The following is an 18,493-nucleotide window of genomic DNA, read 5'->3' on the forward strand; positions in this document are numbered from 1 at the left end:
TCGGGTAAAACAACATTTTTAAACATCGCTGGATTACTCGAAACCTTTAATAGCGGAACCTACGAGTTAGACGGTCAAGATGTCAGTAACCTAAACGACAAAAAACGTAGTCAACTTAGAAACGAAAAAATTGGTTTTATTTTCCAAAGTTTTAACTTAATACCCGATCTAAATTTATTTGATAACGTCGACGTACCTTTACGTTATCGTGGTTTTAACAGTGCAGAACGTAAAAAACGCATTGAAAACAGTTTAGAAATGGTTGGCTTAGCCCAACGAATGAAACACCTACCCTCACAACTTTCTGGTGGACAACAACAACGAGTAGCCATTGCTAGAGCACTTGCTGGTGAACCTCGATTTTTGTTAGCAGATGAACCAACGGGTAACTTAGACACGCAAATGGCGAACAGTGTCATGGACTTATTAAAAAGTATTAACGATGCAGGCACCACCATCATTATGGTGACCCATGATGGCCAGTTAGCCAGCCAAGCTAGACGCAATATCTATGTGCGTGATGGCAAAGTCAGCGAAATTAATGATGTTGATGTCGCTACACCTACCCAGCTTGCTGCCGTCTAACGCTTAGGAGCCATCATTATGTTTGGTTATTATATAAAACTTGCGCTGAAAAGTCTGAAGCGCAACCCCATTCTCAGTTTACTGATGATCACCGCCATTGCTTTGGGAATTGGTGCCAGCATGACGACAATCACAGTGAACTACCTAATGTCTGCCGATCCTATCCCGCACAAAAGCGACCAACTATTTCATATACAAGTCGATAGCTGGGATCCGAATAATGCATTTAATGACGATGAAGAAGCATTACCCAATCAACTGACGTGGACCGACGCCACTAATTTCACCTTAGCTAAAAAAGCGCTAAGGCAATCGGCCATGGGCATGTCAGGAGCCATTATTGAGCCTAAAGGAGACGATGCAAAACCATTTGAAGCCTCTATCCGCTTGGCGTATACCGACTTCTTTGGCATGTTCGATGTACCCTTTATCTTCGGAAGTCCTTGGGACACAAGTTCTGACACCAATAGAGAACAAGTGGTGGTGCTGAGTAAACGCACTAACGAAAGTATATTTGGCGGAGAAAACTCTGTCGGTAAAACGATTGTAATTGCTGGCAGAAGCTTTCAAGTGGTAGGTGTCATTGACGATTGGCAACCCATGCCTAAATTTTACGACGTGAATAACGGTGCCTTCAACGAAACCGAAGAATTGTTTATGCCTTTCACCTTGAAAGAAGAATTAGAACTACCTAACTGGGGCAATAACAATTGTTGGAAAAGCCCTGATGGCGAAGGTTACAAAGCCTTCTTGCAGTCTGAGTGTATTAATACGCAAATGTGGGTCGATTTGCCAAATGAAACGGCTAAAGCAGAATATATGGACTTCCTTAACAACTACGTGATGGAACAAAAAGAACTCGGCCGCTTCCCTCGCCCCATTAAAAATCGTTTATCTAATGTAATGCAGTGGATGGAAAGACAAGAAGTGGTTGAAGAAGATGCCAAAATGATGATGTGGCTTTCCTTTATGTTTTTGTTGGTGTGTTTACTCAATACCATTGGTTTGTTGCTGGCTAAGTTCACTGGCAAGTCAGCAGAAATTGGCTTGCGCTTAGCAGTTGGTGCATCAAAATCAGACTTGTTCAAACAACACCTGGTTGAAACAGCAATGATTGGTTTATTGGGTGGGATCGCAGGGATCGGCTTTGCTCTTCTAGGTTTACAAGGAATTAAAAGCCTGTACGGCGACTTTGTAGATGACCTAGCAACTTTAGACGTCAGCATGGTGCTGGTCGCGCTAGCCATTGCATTATTGTCTAGCATAGCTGCTGGTTTATACCCTACTTGGCGAGCTTGTAATATCGCCCCCGCTAGCCAATTAAAAAGCCAATAAGGAGCCAGATCATGTCAAATACTCAAACGAGCACCTCAATCAACTGGGAAATTGGTCCTATTTTTCGTGCCATGTTACGAAACAAAGTGGGCGCAATCTTAATCGCCCTACAAATAGCCGTGACCATGACCATAATCGTTAATTCGGTATACATTATTGTTGAACGTAGCAAAGAAATGCAGCGAGACAGCGGCATAGATAACGCCAATAGTTTTTCCTTAACTAGTGTTGGTTTTGCCGAGAACTACAATGTGCCTATTAGCGTTGAAGAAGATATGAATGCTTTGCGTTCACTGCCAGGCATTGTGGATGCCATCCAAATAAATGCAGTGCCAAATAGTGGCAGTGGTTGGTCAATGGGTTTAAAAACCCAACCAGGTGTTGAACATGATGGCGTAGGCACCGCCGTTTATATGGTGGATGAGCATGGTATCAATGCCTTGGATGTTGAGATTATCGCAGGAGAAAACTTTGCGCCTACCGACATTGGAATGCGGGTTGTTGGACAAGTCAAATGGCCAGCTAAAACCATTTTGACTAAAGCCATGGCTGAAAACCTGTTTCCAGAAATTCCATACGCCTCTGTTGTTGGCAAATCAGTGTATATCAATGACACCGAGCCAATGATCGTGGTAGGTATTATTGATAAGTTACAAGCACCTTGGGTGGGTTGGAATAATTTAGAAAATGTCATGTTGTCCCCTGAAAGAATGGACTTTAAAGGTAGTCGGTATTTTATCCGCACTGAGCCGGGTCAAAGAGACACAATAATGAAACAAGTAGAAGAATTGCTGGCCAACAGTAACAAAGGCCGATTAATTCAAGGCATGCGTAGCATCGAAGAAACCCGTGAACGCAGCTACCGTGGGCATACTGCCATGATTAAAATCCTAAGCACAGTGATGGTCATTCTCACCATTGTCACCGCCTTAGGCATTGTAGGCTTAGCAAGCTTCAGTGTGAATCAACGTAAAAAGCAAATTGGTACTAGACGTGCGCTAGGTGCAAGCCAGTTGGCTATAGTGCGGTATTTTATGATAGAAAACTTTTTAATCAGTAGCATAGGTGTGACCTTAGGTGCAGCATTAACCATAGGTTTAAATATGATTCTAGTGAACACTTTCGGCCTAGACAGAATCGACTGGTTCTATATCCCTATTGGCATGTTGGTGTTGTGGATAGTAGGTCAATGTGCGGTATTTGGCCCCGCCAGAAAAACGGCAAATATCCCACCGGCTCTAGCCACTAGAACGGTTTAATCCCATTAATCACAGAGGATACTATTAGCTTTTAGTATCCTCTGTGATTCATTGACTAACATACCAATATAATCACTCAAAACACGATGTCTGAATTCTTAGATCGTATTTATGTTTGCTTTTTTGACCAAAAAAAAGCTAAAACCACTAACACTATCTGCAACTACCATTTACAATTACATATAACTCATTGTTTATTATAGATTATTAAACTTGGTATAAACTGTGCTTTAACTACTCAGATAATTTTACTTTTAAAAAAGAGGAAGCAGAAAAATGGACGACGGCATGGTATTTGTATTGATTATTTTATTTGCGTTTGTATTACCCATAGTGTTGATTGGCACGTGGACATCCCATAAAAAAGACATGGCCAAAGCCAACGCCAATCTAAATGACTCTGAAAAGCTAAATATGCAAAATGAGTTAGCCTCGGTTAAAGGTAGGTTAGAGGTATTGGAGGCGATTGTTACCGATAAAAAATATCAACTTAATCAAGAAATCACCGCTTTAAAGGCTGTGGACTGACATTACACACCAACGGTCTCTCCTCAGCTCAACTTAATATCGACGTTTTATCTGGGGAGTCGCGGTTTTTTACGTTGTTTGTCTAATTCAATTGATTTTAATCGCTTACCTGTGATGTCATAGCACATTGTCTGACATCATTAATTATATTGGATTTACCTTGAGCGAACCTATTATTGCCCTCGTATCAGTGGGGCTTATTTCTATAGCCTGTCAATTTTTAGCGTATAAAATAAAACTCCCTGCCATTTTACCTCTGTTAATTGCTGGGATCATTGTTGGCCCGGTTACAGGGATCATTGATGCTGACCTGTTATTTGGTGACCTACTCTTTCCAATCGTATCCTTGTCTGTGGCTATTATTCTGTTTGAAGGCTCACTGACACTTAAATTTAATGACATTAGTGGTCATGGCTCAATGGTGCGAAATTTATGCACTGTAGGCACACTTATCACCTGGATGATTGCCGCACCTGTTGCCCATTATGCGCTGGGAATGTCATGGCAAATGGCATTTTTGTTTGGTGCCATTGTGACAGTAACAGGACCCACTGTGATCGTACCTATGTTACGCACAGTTAGACCTAGCACTAAAATAGCCAATATTTTGCGCTGGGAAGGCATCATCATCGACCCAATTGGTGCATTGTTAGCGGTACTAGTATTTGAATATATCATTTCAACCCAAGATGCCTTAAGCCACACCCTATATGCATTCGCTAAAACCATTTCAGTTGGGGTGATTGTGGGCGCTCTTTCGGGTTACCTAATGGGCATAGTGTTACGCAATAACTGGATCCCACATTATTTAGTCAACACCGCCGTTTTAACCTTAATGTTAGGGGCATTTGAAGGCTCAAATATCATCGCCCACGAATCAGGTTTATTAACCGTCACCATCATGGGTATCTGGTTAGCAAATATGAAACGGGTCGAAGTAGATGATATTTTGGAGTTTAAAGAGACTCTCAGTGTATTGTTGATTTCTGGATTATTTATATTGTTAGCATCAAGAATAGAGTGGAGCGCCATGGCCAACTTAGGCTGGGGCTCAGTAGTAGTATTATTGTTTATCATGTTTGTGGCTAGACCAATATCAGTATTTATATCGTCTTTGGGTACCAATTTAAATTGGCGAGAATTAGCCCTATTAAGCTGGATTGCACCCAGAGGAATAGTAGCAGCGGCAGTGTCCGCTTTGTTCGCATTAAAGTTAGAAGCATTAAACTACGCGCAAGTTGAATTATTAGTGCCCATGGTGTTTTTGGTGATTATAGCCACTGTGGTTATTCAGAGTCTTACGTCGGTTAAAGTCGCGAAAATTTTTGGACAAAGGGCCCCTGCCCCTTATGGTTTTTTGATTTTTGGTGGTGGGTTGTTTTCACGATTATTTGCCAAAGAGTTAATTGCCCAAGATATCGAGGTGCGCATTGCCGATACCAACTGGGAATCCATAAGGTTGGCACGAATGGATAACATCCCTACCTATTACGGTAATCCCATGTCTGAACATGCTGAGCGCAGTTTAGATTTGTCGTTATACGGCACTGTATTAGTGATGTCGCCTTATAAACAGCTGAATCCCTTGGTATCCTATCACTTCGAACACGAATTGGGTAAAGGAGCGGTATTAGGCCTCTCTGTCAACGAACCTCAAAAACGCGACAGCCACAAAGTATCAGAATCATATGCAGCCAAACTATGTCTTTTTAATGAAGATGTGACTTATGCAAAACTAGCAAGTTACGCCACTAAAGGTGGCACCATAAAAACCACTCGATTGTCTGATGAATTTAACTACGAAGATTATGAGAAAGAATATCAAAAGCGCTCAATTCGACTTTGTGCGATTGAACCCAATGGTAAAGTAAGAATGTTTACGAGCTTAAAAAATATTCAGCCTAAATCAGATTGGCGTATTGTTAGCTTAATTACAGAAGATAAAACGGCAGATGTTATGCAGCCTACCTTTGATAAAAACAATTTACCTTCTTAACGCCATCATTGCCGATAAAAAAGGTAAGCCATTGTCGAAAGAAGTGTGAACGGTCATTTCTAGATCCCATTCCCATGTTTACATGGGAGTGAGATCTAACATTAAAATCTCAACTGCAATTTTACACTTTATAAAATCTAACTAACTGATCTTGTTGTAATACACATTTGTATTTAGTCAAGCGCTTAGCTTCAGGTTTGACTTTCATTTTCACAGATGCGCCACCCATAGCTTTGATCCATTTAACCTTACTACTAATGTATTGAATAGAATCGTCGCCATAACGTTTTTTGGCTTCCATTTGACAAGCCTCAACTACTTGCGCTTTTGTTTCATCCTTAGTTAACTCAACTTGAGCTAAAACAGCTGAAGAGCCTATTACATTGATTGCACAAGCTACTAATAATGTTTTGATAAATTTAGTCATGGTGTTTCCTAATTGATTGAGTTGATACGCTCATTCAAATAGAAAACTGTTAAAAAATCTTACCGATTGCGAAATCCTGTAGCTATTTTCGAAATCGGTAATAGATAACTAGAAATCGGTCAGCTCTGGAGAGTCTGCTAAACCACTCATTCTACGAAATTCACTTGGGGTCATGGTTTTGAGCGTTTTAAATGCTTTATTAAACGTAGTTAAAGAGGCATAACCCGATTCAATTGCAATGGTAAGGATCGGAATTCTGACTAATTTTGGATCCGACAAACGTTGTGCAGCATCTCTGACCCTATAACGATTTAAATAATCATTAAAATTACGATAACCAAGATGCTGATTAATCAGTCGTCTAAGTTGGTGTTCGGGGATGATTAAATGCTCTGAGAGACTCTTAATGGTTAAATCAACCTGTCGATAATAAAACTCCTGCTCCATTGCATTGGTTAATTTATCTAACCATTGGCTGTCTGCCAAAGAGGGTTTAGGTGTGTCTTCTTTGATTAATTCGGGAGTCGATTCATGAATCGATTCCATTAATATGTTTGAGTTTGAAACTAAAATAATATAGCCATACGACATAGCAAACATACTGATAACAATAATATTCAGATAATTCAAAAACGCTGGGAATTCACCATGCCCATAGATAAATTCGTTGACCACAATAAACAATAGAAAAGCACCACAAGTCACTGACAAACTTAAACGTAAGAAACGCCTACATTCCACTAAATCAGATTGCCAGTTTCGCAACACATCTAATAAGCCAAAAATAGTAATAGTCCCAGTTACCACAAGTGAAACCAGATGAATAATCGAACCATCTAATTCAGCGGCAGATTGAAAACATTGATAAGTGCCTAATATCACACACACACCTAATGCAAGATAATGCCCTAAGTGCAAATTTTGGTTACTTTCATTCATTCGAAACAGTGTTGAAGCAAACATCCAAAACAAAGCAGGGCTGGCCATTGCCACTATTCCCAGCAGTAGTCGTAAGAAAAAGATGTGTTCTACAAGTGGCTGCACCATGTAACAACCAGCACTGAGTAATAATAAGCTTAATATTCTGGCTGTTAGTAGTTGTCGATAGTCAAACATGAGTTTGCACACAACTAACAAAATTGCGCCAAAAGCCATGCCCGTTAAGATGAGGAAAAAGTTTTGCATAATAAAAGATAAAGAGTCTAAAACAGTAGCCACAGAATACCGTAATCTAGCAACACAAGCTGAGGTTTATTTGTAACTATTCTTGATTAGGGGTGTGAACAGCGCGGATTTTTGTTTACGCAGAGTTACGCTCACCCTGCTATTTTAAATGGTTTAAAAGCGGCTTGGGCGTTACCAACGGATAGGTAAAGTTAGTGTAGAATTTTTTATCGATAGCTGTGTGTTTTTGTTATTTTCACTTCAACACTATATTTCTCTATAAGGCTTTCAACATATAATATTTACAGCCAGTTTTGGGGTAACCCTGTTGAACCCACTGAGTTTGATAGCCGTGTTTTTCATAAAAAGGCATAGCTTGAAAATTTAGCGTGTCTAACAGACATTGAGTACATCCCCGTTTTTTCGCCGCCTGCTCTATCTCTTTTAAAATTTGACTACCAATATTTTGTCCACGTAATTCATCTGACACCCACAATGTATTCAATAACAACCAATCACCAAATGTGCGGCCCGCCGCACCAGCAACCACCTCGCCTTGTGCATTTTTGATTTGCACCGCTAAAGGTGTTCTTTCACTGACTTCCCAATTAGCCCAATTGAAGTCAGCAATCTTTTTATCCAGATATTCAATGAGGTCTTGTTCGGGGTTTTCTAATACTTCAATGTTCATTATTACTCCCGTTTATTTTGAATACTTTACAAAGTAGTCAGTGGATATACCTACAATCCTAACTAACTTCAACTTCCTTACCCACTTTAAATAAAATCACTAAGATAATTGCCAATTCAACCACTTCGGTAAGCAAGAACCCAATCTGGGTGGATGAAAATTCACCTATGACAAATGAACCGATGATTCTGAAAATGATAAAAGAAAAGACAATAGTGCCAGCAAGCACTAACGAGGGGCGACATGATTTAAAAATATAAAGCATAAACAACATAGCGACACCTATACCCACCATCATGCTGGTATAAATTAATATAAATGCAATTTTACCGTCACCATTGACAGCACTTAAACCAATTCGAATCAGCTTAGCGTCTACATCAAATGCCGCTAACAAGCCGGATATAATAAAGTAAAAAGCCAACGCCCAAACAACCACTTTTCCAATCAAATTACTGTTCATCCCATCATCCTTAATCTGAGTTTACCCAACGCTAATCTCAGAATCATTGCCGTCAGCGTCAATTTACCGGTGTTGTTCACTTACCTAATGATAATATACCTTGCCTAGTGTTTGGGTCCATTTTCTCAATGGCATACCTAATGGTAGGCCGAGTGATTTTTCCAACATTCATCTGAGTATACTTAATCACATCATCTTGATACTGCATAGAAGTTGCCTTCAATAACCAGCCTATACTTTTTTGCACAAATTCATCTGGGTCGTTAATCAGTAAGTCACAATGATTAAAGATCAATTCTTTATTCAGGTAATAGATAGATTTGCCTATTTTACGTTTAACAAACTTCACCCAAACGACATTACTTGCCCGCCGACACCAAGGCACCTTTGAATAGGCCCAGTGGTTGGTTTTTTCAATTAAGTGAGGGCGAGAAAGAAGAAATTGATAAATCGTTTTTATACATAAATCATCAACATGAGACCAATTAGTCGCGTAGTGCTCTAACCAATACTCAAAACGCAATAATAAATCGTCATCATAATGCCTCTTAACAAATTTATTAATCAGACCAAAAGCCAGTAATACCTCCTCGCTAAATTCCGCCTTCAGAAGCATGTATTCAGTAATAGCCAACATGTCTATTGGGTTAATATCAGCATTCTCTGACTGAAAATTACTGATGATTAACTTAATATCTGCTGCAGTCGCACCAATACAGTTAACTCCATGGGGGAAATAACGCCGACTCGACTCAGCCTTTTGTGCTGTACTCACACTTTCTAAATCGACTTTTAATCGTTGGCAATGGGTTTTACACATATTCATAAGGTTAATTGATCACCAATGTCGATTAAAGGAGGATTTAAAATACCTCACTGTACGCAAATAACCCCTGACTGCCGCCTGTATGTACAAACAAAATATTTTGCTCTAGTTTAATAACGCCTTGCTGACAAAGGTCAATCAAACCCGCCATGGCTTTACCGGTATACACGGGATCTAAAAACAAACCTTCTAGTTGTGCCACCAAACGCAGAGCTTGAACCATTTTGTCGGTGCTGATGCCATAACCTTCACCGTAATATTCTCCATTAGCCTTAACTTTACCAACAGAATGGCTATCATCGATATCCATCAATGTGAGAGTTTGTTTGAGCAAATCTTCTACTAATGTTTGTTGTGCTAAACCACTGCGACTCACACAAATGCCTAAAACAGGGATATCTTGTTGCTGAGCAATTAATCCAGCTAAAATTCCAGCCTGCGTGCCCGCACTACCAGTGGCTAAAAGGATCTGATCAAATGAAATATTCATAGCGTTACTCTGGCTAAGTATCTCATTTACACAGTTTACATACCCCAAACTGCCCAAAGCATTTGAGCCACCTAACGGAATAAAATAGGGAATTTTACCCTGGCTAATTAAATCTGCTTTAACTTGTGCTAATACATGCTCACTACTTTGTTGTACCGCAACCCGATGAATTTTGGCTCCGCAGAGTTGATTTAACAGAATATTTCCATTGTGATAATAATCGCGCTGAGGCACTCCTTTAACATCCTCTAACACCAACTCACAGGCTAACTCCAGCTTTGCCGCAGCAGCAGCGGTTTGTCTCGCATGGTTTGACTGTAGCCCTCCAACAGTAACCACTGTATCGGCACCTTTTTGTTTGGCATCGGCCATTAAAAACTCTAATTTTCGGGTTTTGTTCCCTCCCCCCGCCAACCCAGTACAATCATCTCGCTTAACCCAAATATTGACACCTAGATAAGCTGATAAGCGAGGCAGCTTTTCCAATGGGGTCGGAGAGTGACTTAATGAAATTCGAGCAAAGGTATTCAATTGATGCATTTGCAGTCCAGAGTTTTGAGCGGCGATCTAAATTTACAATAACTATACAATGATTGTTACTTATCTTTATTCAATGTTTATAGCGTGCAGTGGCATAGTAAATTGTGTCACCCAACTAGAGGTGAGGAGCTTTTAGCATGGCTAATATTAGGGGCCAAATATCATACAAAGAACTAGACGCAATTACAGAGTTCTAAGTCGTTTACCGATCAGCAACTTAAGCCCCATAGTCTGTTTGAAATAAGTCGCTCTGAAACTAAAATTGCAAACTCACTAATTTAATCGCCAAACCTAATTCTTACCCCGGCATTTACCACAAAACCGTCGTTACGAGACCAAATTTCTGTTGTCCATTGACCTTCAGGCGAGCGGCTAGGTAAAACCAGAGGATCTTCTGACGTTTGGCGAATATTTAGCAGGTTTTCGGCATTAATGAACAAACTAAATTGGCCAAAGGTTTTTTCGCCAAGTAAACCTAAATGCCAATAAGGTTTGCTCTTAGAACGATAAGGGTTGCCATCTAAACGTTGATCGCCAGTGTAATAAGCTTCAAAACCCACTCGAAATTCGCCATGGCGCTCCCACATAGCGACAAAGCCAGCAGAATGCCGAGGAGTCAGCTCAATGCGTTGGCGAACGTTGTTTATTGCATCAAACTCAGTGGCATCTAAAAATAGATAACTCCCTGTTAGTTTAACGTCCTGCCATTTATAACGTAACATGAGTTCTGAGCCATAAATACGTGACTCACCGGTGGCATTTGTTAAACGAACACGGTTGAGTGGCCCACCTATTTGCAAGGAAAAGGCTTCCAACTGAGTGACGTTTTCAACCACTGAACTAAACAACGTGACACCGGTTTCTAGTTGATTAAACTGATAACTGAAATCTAATGAAGACGTCACCGCTGTTTCTTCCTGTATATCATTCAGGGGCGAAAGACGTGCAAGACCAGCGGCCTCAATTTCTTCTACAAAGGGTGTAGGCGCAAAATAACCGCGGCCATAAGACGCTCTAATGGTCAAATCATCAGGCCGATATAGCATGGAAATGCGTGGGCTAAACTGGGTACCAAATTCACTGTGATCATCAACTCGCGCACTCACAGAAGTTGAAAATTGTTCTGTCATTTCATAATCAGCCTGAGCAAACACTCCCGGCACATCATAACGGTAATTGAAGTCGGGAAAATCTTCTGATTGAAAGCGATCTGACTGCATTGCCAAACCTACCACCCATTGTGTACTAGCCGTGTAACCTGAAACAGAACTCTCAAGTAGGTAACTTTCATGACTGTCTTCTTCAAACACCTCACCAAAACGTTTGTTATGATTTTGCGCCATGGCAGAACCACGAAGGTTCCAATCCAAAGTGGCCCCTAACGGAACATTAGCAATAAAACCACCATCCAAACGCTCACTGTCTTGAGTTTGGGCAAAAGGCTTGCCGTCTGGCGTAGTTTGGCCTGCCATGGTACCACCCTGTCGATTCTCGGTCATAACACCAAGAGTTGCATAAACGTTAGCGCCGCTTTCCCCCTGCCAAAACAAACGAGGTCTGGCGGTGTAACGTTCATATCCGGCCATATCTATCCAGCGGTCATCATCTAAATCTTGAACAGCCTGGTGATGGCTACCTGCGGTAATCGAGGCCTCAAAAGAATCATTTAATGGCGCTGCAATATAGGTAGTCACATCTTGTCCGTCTCGCGACGTCAGATTCAACAGTACTTCCGCTTCTGACTCTTCAGAGGGCTTACGAGAGATCAAGTTGATCACGCCGCCCATTGCAGAGCCGCCATAAAGTGAAGAAGCCGAACCTTTAATTATCTCGACACTAGCAAGGTCAGTTGGCGGGATTTGCAACAACCCAATCGAAGAGGCCTGACCGCCATAAAGCGGCAAACCGTCGTTCAATAACTGGGTATAGCGACCATAAAGCCCCTGCAAACGAATATTAGCACTACCCAAAGCAGGCGACGTAGTTTGCACACGTACCCCACCTGTCTCAGCGACCAACATAGAAATATTTCCTGGGCGCATAATGGCTTTTTCTTCAAGCTCTTCACGTACGATCACTTCAACACGAATAGGCTCATCGTTTACCGACCTGCCCAAACGCGTAGACAATACCAGAATAGATTCTACCCCTTCATCATGCTCATGGTGTGTCTCATCATCAACGTGTTCGTCTTTATGTTCGTCATCATGGTGAGACTTATCCTTTCCTACAGATTGCTGAATGATCTTTACATCAGATTTTTCAGCAACTTTGGGTTGATTGGCTTGCGTTTCATACGCTCCCAACATAGTGATGGCAATAATAGATAAAGCTATATTCCTGTAGGAATAGAAAAGACTCATATAACGGGTATTCCTTAAAACTTGGGCGGTTTTATCTTAGAAGTAGAATGACAAAAATGAAGGGGGAACAGTAGCAGAAAAATATCAATAACAACTGAGGTTTAACTAAAAAACATTAGGTCTAATCAGCCAACCTATCCTGTCTAACAAGGTATTTTGGATATAGTGGTTTAAAAAACACCACTAATATTCACAAACACATTACTTTGTGTTTCTACTTTTTTTAGTTCTCTATCAGCATAACCTGCTGATATCTCAAGCGAACTATTAAATGAATAGGCTATGCCAACCGAATAATCTTTAAATTGATCTTTACCATCTTGCTGGCTACTCGCATAACCTTTTAATCTTAGAGTTTCATTTAGCGGGTAGTTAGAGATAAACTCAATACGATCATGTTGAGTTGTTTGATCCGTTTTATAATTAACGATAAACAAGTCGGTGACTACCCCAACAATCCATCTAAAAGAATTATCTGTCGGGCTGGTATATAAATAGGTATCGAGGGATAAATCAATGCCAAGAAGCTGGCTGAACTTATGCGAGAAACCAACAAACCTGCCCTCTTTTAATATACTTTTAGAAGTAACGTCATCTTCATTCATATTAAGTTTTAGCGACAATTTTGACATAAATTGATTGGTCTCGAATTCATCCGTCAATAAATTATTCGCATAACTGGCCGAGGAATAAAACAAACAGGCAAAAACCACCGATAAAAAATAGCAGATACTATTTAGTCTGGTGAATTTGACAGTATGCTTGATAACACTATTGGTCATTTGATGCTTATTATTTAGGCGGCTGAATTAAAGTGCGCGCATCATAGGGACGTATCCCTGCCCCTACAAGGCCTCGTCTAAGTTTTTAGGTATGTATAAATATATACAGGTATTAAGTCCGGCAAAAAACCTCTCAAAGGTGAAATCAAAAGGAGATGTTGTGAATGAAATGTAACTAAAATGTCTTATAAGCAACTGAAACCTAAATGGATTAATTATCTGACCAAAACTATTTTCGGGTTTGCTGAAGGCTATTTTTTCGCCTGAGGGCATAAAATGAATTTAGGTTTTGAAATTGTTAGAAGGTTTTACACCAACTCATGAAGAAAGGTGAGCACAGATGTCGATTAAAGGCCGCTAACATCCCACTCACCAGACAACACAAGCGCTTAAACCGGAGGTCAACGAGTTGTTTACTAAGTGTGGCTGCTTGTAACCTTATGTGATGAATAGGTGTTAGATCAGCCCCTAATTAAGGTTGCTTTATAATGTCCCCGTCTTTCATCACAAATTGCACATTCTCCACTAGTCTAATGTCTTTTAGAGGATTCCCGGCTACCGCTACCATATCGGCTAACATGCCTACTTTAAGCTGTCCGCGATCAGTTACCCCTAACAAATCAGCAGCGTTGACCGTAGAAGTTTGTAATGCATGAAGCGCCGTCATGCCACGCTTTACCATGGCATAAAATTCTTTTCGTGCGTCAGCATGGGCCATCACTCCTGCATCACTGCCCAAAGCAATGTTCACCCCTTCACTCACAGCCATCGCAAAACTCTTTTCAACATAGGGGGTCAAATAATTTGATTTATCTACTGTCCATTGGGGGGTATTAGGAGGTAACGGAACATCCTGAAGATGAATAGTAGGCACATAATAAGTGCCTCGTTTTTTCATTTCTTGAATGATTTCTTTGGTAAGCATTGAACCATGCTCTATCGATGCCACACCTGCTTTAACTGCAGCCATAATACCTTCGCTACCATGGGCATGAGCCATAACCTTTAGACCGTGACGAGATGCTTCTTCTACAATGGTAACTAGCTCTTCATCAGAATATTGTTGCGCCCCAGGACTGGTTCCTTTAGAAAAGACACCTGCTGTGGCACACACTTTAATCACTTTTACGCCATGTTTGGCCTGATATCGAATGGCTTTAATAATTTCATCTTTGCCATCCGCGACACCCTGTTTGGGACCCAGCTCCATTATACCGGGAGCGAACCCCGTCACGTCACAGTGCCCTCCAGTGATCGTAATGTAGTGTCCCGCAGGAAAAACTCTAGGCCCCTGCACTGCTCCCCGTTCAATGGCTTTCATTAATGCTACATCGGGAAAACCAGGCCAAGCACCAGCATCCCGAACCGTGGTAAATCCGGCCATCAGCATATTCCCGCCAAACTCCACACCATGCAGAGCCCAATCTGCCGGGGTCTCCATAACCGTAGCTGTTGTCCAATGGTTACCATTAAAAAAATCCAAAGTAACGTGAGAATGCATATCAATAAAACCCGGCAATAAAGTGCTATTACCCAATTCAACAGTCGCCAAGTCGCTAGGCAGCGTTTTGGGATTAATTGATTCGATTACCCCATTTCGTACCACAACAACAGCAGGCGAAATAATGCTGCCATTTGTCACATCCAGCATATGGGCAGCCCGCACTATATGAGAGCCTTGTTTTGCTTCACAGTGCATCACGGAAAAGAAAACAAGCATAAAAAATAAGGCAATACGTAACGAAATCATTTGAATATCCTATGCAGAGTTTAAGCAAGAGTAACAACACACTCTTAGCTTGTACAACTGGGCAGGTCACTAGAATGTAAAAATTATAAGGAGGGAGTTCTTTGTTATTTATGCCATTTCAGTGGCGCAATCTCCGCAGTTCTTTAATCAAAAATAAAGGGCTCTTTATTGGCTTTAATTCGGATCCAGTTGAGAGAGGTTCTCACTGACTGTCGCGACAGTAAATTCTGTACAATTTTGTGTTTACCCGGAAACGGTATCAAGCTCAGACCAATAACCATAGTGATTAAACCTTGACCGGGTAATACTAACATCGCAATCCCACACACTAATAAGAATATCCCAACAAGTATTTTAAGCAATTTAAACAAGTTGTTTACGCTGCGACTCATCGACGTTAAGAGAGGCCTGTCATTAGTTTCATGACCGATGATTTTATGTTGCACAAAGTATCGTTTATCCATATGTGTAATGAAGTAGCCAATCACTAATAAATAGACGATAGAAGCGACTGCGGTAAACAAAATGGTTAAAAGTATAAAGCTGGCGCCTAACGTTCCCATTAGATAATTTAAAATATTGTGGTAATACTCAATAAGCACGTTTGTGTTCCGTAATTGTTCTAGCCAAGCATTATTTTAGTGGGAGATTATGTAACATTTGAAGAGTTAGTTAAACGAATCCGCGTCTATTGGGAAACCATCATAGTCGTTTTAATCATATCTTTGTGTTTAAAAAAAACCAGCGTATATCGCTGGCTTGGATTGGCCTTGTTATGTGATGAACAAATATTTGCTTAGCTTTGGGAATGATTTAATTAAAACGGCACTGCCCCATTTTATACTCCAAACTATTCCGTAGGCGCTGGTTTGTTAGCAGAAAATGTGGTTTGAACCCCAGCAGCCTCACGTCGGCCATCGCTGTATATTGCCATTACCAGTGAAAAACACATCAAAACCATCACAATCGAAAACGGCAACGCGCCAATGACCATCGCCATCTTAATGGCCGCCGTACCACCGGAAATCAATAGACCTACTACCACAAGCCCAAGGGCTGCGCCCCAGAACAGGATATGTGGCCGAGCTTTGGGGCCCTCATCGCCACCCGCATTTATGGTGTTCACGATCAACACCGCTGAATCAGCTGATGTGACCAGAAACGTCAGTAACAGAACAACAATTAGCAGTGCCATACCCCATGCTAACCATTCACTAATTGGAGCAAGCATAAATTCGGTCATGGCAAAGATTTTGTCGCCATCGGCCGCGTCAAAAATCACACCGTTGGCAGCACCATTGAGCTCCAAATCAATGGCAGTTCCACCGGCCCAAGCGAACCAAACAAAACACATAAATGAGGGTACAAACATCGCCCCAAGCACAAATTCACGTATCGTGCGTCCGCGAGATATACGCGCAAGAAACAATCCTACAAAAGGTGCAAATGCGATCCACCATGCCCAGTAAAATACTGGCCACCAACCCTGCCATTGTGCCAGTAAAAATGCTTCTGACCCTTCAACACCATCAGTTTGCCAGACGTTAAAGCTCATCTCTGGCAGCGCTATCAGATAATCCCAAATGCCAAAAGCCATAGCTGTCGCGCCGAAAAAGGTGGCGCCAAAGATGATAAAAAACCCAAGTAGGATGACCGACAGAAACATGTTGAGATTAGACAGCCACTTAATACCTTTGCCTACACCCGATAGCGCCGACAACGTCGATGCTCCCATGATTATAACCAAGGCCAAAATGATACCGAAGGTACTTGCTCCGCCTTCTGCATTAACCAGCCCAACAATACCGATGCGGGTCAGCCCAGCAACAAACTGTTCCACACCAAAGCCAAGCGTTTGTGCCACGCCTAAAATGGTCGCAACAACGGCCACAATATCGATAATATGCCCTAATGGTCCAGACAGACTTTTGCCAAACAACGGCGTCAGTGAAGAGCGAATAGTCAATGGCAGTGCACGGCGATAACTAAAAAACGCCATGGCTAGGCCGGCAATGGCATAACTTGCCCATGCACCTGTTCCCCAGTGTAAAAATGACCACTTGAAGGCCATGCGTACATTGTCTGCTGATCTACCTGTCGTTAGTCCTTGAATGACCTCAGGGTTGTTGGCGAAATGGGTAACGGGTTCGGCCACTGCCCAGGTCAACATGCCTACTCCAATCCCGGCACTGAACATCATCGAAAACCAGGAGAAATTCGAAAACTCAGGTTTTTCGCCAGGTTGGCCCAAATTAAGTTTGCCTGCCGCCGGCCAAAGCGCCAAGCCAACACATACAATAACAAACAGGGCCACAACCCAGATGTACCAAGCCGCAAAATTAGCTAAAATAAGCGAGTTCCAATCGCCCAGTACCTTGCCTGCCTTGGCTGGCCAAAAAATCGCCCACACAACAAGAGCACTAATAATGATTTTACTCACAACGGTTACATCGAGGCTGAATCCTCGATAAAAACCACTTTTGGCGAGTTTAATAGGAAGTTTTGATAGAGCAGGTTTTGGTGCCAAAATTATTTCCCGTTTGTTAGGGGCTGTTGTTCTTAATTAGAGATCCAAACGAACGAATTCGCTGACCAAGATAACACGCACAGCGAATGAATAGGGGCCAGAACAAAATTAAATTAGCTTTTGTGCCGTGTAAATTTTCTTGCCAATATTAAGGCTGCAAAGGTCCTACTCTGAATCAAGTCAGTTCATCCTTTGCGCTAATGCTGCTTTGCCTAACTTCGTAGCAGCGCTAAAATCGTCCAACAATGGCTCTTCAATATCAAAAGCAAGTGAAGATAGATTGGCGAAAGTGATTAGGGATGTTAGATTCGCTGAATATTTTTATTATAATTAAGGTGTTTATGTTTATTGCCATTAGCCTGCATATATTAGCGGCCACTATTTGGGTAGGAGGAATGTTTTTTGCCTATTCCTTTTTAAGACCAGTCGCTGCAGATGTATTAGAGCCGCCACAAAGGCTAACTCTTTGGGTTAAAGTATTCGAAAAGTTTTTTAATTGGGTCTGGTTAGCGATTATTGTATTGATTGGCAGTGGGCATTTTATGATTGCTCAATTTGAAGGCATGGCTCACGTGGGCAAACACGTTCATATTATGATGCTCTTGGGTTACATCATGAGCGCAATTTTCATGCATGTTTACTTCGCCCCTTTTAAACGTTTAAAAGCCGCCGTCGCCCTACAAGATTGGCCAAATGCAGCGAGCAACCTGAATCTGATTAGAAAGATGGTATTGCTGAATTTAGTGCTTGGGTTACTAACAGTATTC

Annotated in this window: 17 protein-coding genes; 6 read left to right on the forward strand and 11 right to left on the reverse strand. The window is 41.4% G+C overall.

Going from position 1 to position 18,493, the window contains the following annotated elements:
• The 5 genes from QZ488_RS17130 to QZ488_RS17150 form a co-directional block, all read left to right on the forward strand.
• Nucleotides 1-585: ABC transporter ATP-binding protein (locus QZ488_RS17130; protein WP_293751073.1), on the forward strand; the 585-nt coding region annotated here is incomplete at its 5' end.
• A gap of 18 nt (nt 586-603) precedes the next feature.
• On the forward strand, nt 604-1,920 hold the full coding sequence (locus QZ488_RS17135) for an ABC transporter permease (protein WP_293751075.1): 1,317 nt from the start codon (nt 604-606) through the stop codon (nt 1,918-1,920).
• Between the two features lie 11 nt (nt 1,921-1,931).
• A complete protein-coding gene (locus QZ488_RS17140) occupies nt 1,932-3,179 on the forward strand; it encodes an FtsX-like permease family protein (protein WP_293751077.1) in 1,248 nt (415 codons plus the stop codon).
• A 276-nt stretch (nt 3,180-3,455) separates the two neighbouring features.
• On the forward strand, nt 3,456-3,707 hold the full coding sequence (locus QZ488_RS17145; protein WP_293751079.1) for a hypothetical protein: 252 nt from the start codon (nt 3,456-3,458) through the stop codon (nt 3,705-3,707).
• Between the two features lie 160 nt (nt 3,708-3,867).
• Complete coding sequence (locus tag QZ488_RS17150) at nt 3,868-5,703, forward strand: sodium:proton antiporter (RefSeq protein WP_293751081.1); 1,836 nt, start codon at nt 3,868-3,870, stop codon at nt 5,701-5,703.
• A gap of 121 nt (nt 5,704-5,824) precedes the next feature.
• Here the strand turns inward: QZ488_RS17150 and QZ488_RS17155 are convergent, their stop codons facing one another.
• From QZ488_RS17155 to QZ488_RS17205, 11 genes are all read right to left on the reverse strand, one after another.
• On the reverse strand, nt 5,825-6,130 hold the full coding sequence (locus QZ488_RS17155) for a hypothetical protein (RefSeq protein WP_293751083.1): 306 nt from the start codon (nt 6,128-6,130) through the stop codon (nt 5,825-5,827).
• Between the two features lie 108 nt (nt 6,131-6,238).
• Complete coding sequence (locus QZ488_RS17160; RefSeq protein WP_293751085.1) at nt 6,239-7,348, reverse strand: helix-turn-helix transcriptional regulator; 1,110 nt, start codon at nt 7,346-7,348, stop codon at nt 6,239-6,241.
• Nucleotides 7,349-7,571: 223 nt separating this feature from the next.
• On the reverse strand, nt 7,572-7,985 hold the full coding sequence (locus tag QZ488_RS17165) for a GNAT family N-acetyltransferase (protein WP_293751086.1): 414 nt from the start codon (nt 7,983-7,985) through the stop codon (nt 7,572-7,574).
• Nucleotides 7,986-8,043: 58 nt separating this feature from the next.
• A complete protein-coding gene (locus QZ488_RS17170) occupies nt 8,044-8,448 on the reverse strand; it encodes a hypothetical protein (protein ID WP_293751087.1) in 405 nt (134 codons plus the stop codon).
• A gap of 76 nt (nt 8,449-8,524) precedes the next feature.
• Entirely contained in the window at nt 8,525-9,274 is a 750-nt protein-coding gene (locus tag QZ488_RS17175; RefSeq protein WP_293751088.1) for a DNA alkylation repair protein, read from the reverse strand.
• Nucleotides 9,275-9,311: 37 nt separating this feature from the next.
• On the reverse strand, nt 9,312-10,304 hold the full coding sequence (locus QZ488_RS17180) for a D-cysteine desulfhydrase (protein ID WP_293751089.1): 993 nt from the start codon (nt 10,302-10,304) through the stop codon (nt 9,312-9,314).
• A 278-nt stretch (nt 10,305-10,582) separates the two neighbouring features.
• Nucleotides 10,583-12,667: a TonB-dependent receptor gene (locus QZ488_RS17185; protein WP_293751090.1), complete on the reverse strand. Its 2,085-nt coding sequence runs from the start codon at nt 12,665-12,667 to the stop codon at nt 10,583-10,585.
• 170 nt (nt 12,668-12,837) lie between these two features.
• Nucleotides 12,838-13,449, reverse strand: coding sequence for a hypothetical protein (locus QZ488_RS17190; protein ID WP_293751091.1), 612 nt, complete (start codon nt 13,447-13,449; stop codon nt 12,838-12,840).
• Nucleotides 13,450-13,921: 472 nt separating this feature from the next.
• Nucleotides 13,922-15,199: an amidohydrolase family protein gene (locus tag QZ488_RS17195; RefSeq protein ID WP_293751093.1), complete on the reverse strand. Its 1,278-nt coding sequence runs from the start codon at nt 15,197-15,199 to the stop codon at nt 13,922-13,924.
• A 143-nt stretch (nt 15,200-15,342) separates the two neighbouring features.
• Nucleotides 15,343-15,801: a hypothetical protein gene (locus QZ488_RS17200; RefSeq protein ID WP_293751095.1), complete on the reverse strand. Its 459-nt coding sequence runs from the start codon at nt 15,799-15,801 to the stop codon at nt 15,343-15,345.
• Between the two features lie 248 nt (nt 15,802-16,049).
• Nucleotides 16,050-17,726 carry a BCCT family transporter gene (locus QZ488_RS17205; RefSeq protein WP_293751097.1) on the reverse strand — a complete coding sequence of 559 codons (1,677 nt, stop codon included), beginning with the start codon at nt 17,724-17,726 and terminating at the stop codon, nt 16,050-16,052.
• A 341-nt stretch (nt 17,727-18,067) separates the two neighbouring features.
• Here QZ488_RS17205 and QZ488_RS17210 point away from each other — a divergent pair.
• Nucleotides 18,068-18,493: CopD family protein (locus QZ488_RS17210; protein ID WP_293751099.1), on the forward strand; the 426-nt coding region annotated here is incomplete at its 3' end.

It is taken from the genome of uncultured Paraglaciecola sp., assembly GCF_913020055.1.
Classification (GTDB): Bacteria; Pseudomonadota; Gammaproteobacteria; order Enterobacterales; family Alteromonadaceae; genus Paraglaciecola.